We start from the raw sequence: 265 nt of genomic DNA, 5'->3' as shown, positions 1-265 counted from the left end.
GCTGCGGCCGGGGGCCTGACCGGCCTTGACAAGCGCAAGATCGACATTCCCACACCGATCAAGGGGACGGGACGACACGAGGCCACGATCAGCCTGCGCGATGACATCGTGGCGACCATCACCATCCAGGTGGTTGCGGCGAAGTAGCAACTGGTTTCACGTCAGGTAGCGGCGGGAGCACTCCCGCCGCTACCTGACGGTAACGGTGTAGTCCACCCCAGATCAACATTTCGGACCAACCCTCAACCCGCACTGTAAACATGTA

General features: G+C 61.1%; 1 protein-coding gene. It reads left to right on the top strand.

What is annotated here, in order from left to right:
* A partial coding sequence (locus tag ABFX56_RS16140; protein WP_346234372.1) for a 50S ribosomal L9 C-terminal domain-containing protein occupies positions 1–147 on the top strand: 147 nt, incomplete at its 5' end.
* Between the last annotated feature and the right edge of the window lie 118 nt (positions 148–265).

Origin of the sequence: Parafrigoribacterium mesophilum (assembly GCF_039652555.1) — a bacterium.
Taxonomy (GTDB): domain Bacteria; phylum Actinomycetota; class Actinomycetes; order Actinomycetales; family Microbacteriaceae; genus Parafrigoribacterium; species Parafrigoribacterium mesophilum.
The sequence above is the reverse complement of the archived record's forward strand: the minus strand, read 5'-3'. Positions and strand labels throughout refer to the sequence as shown.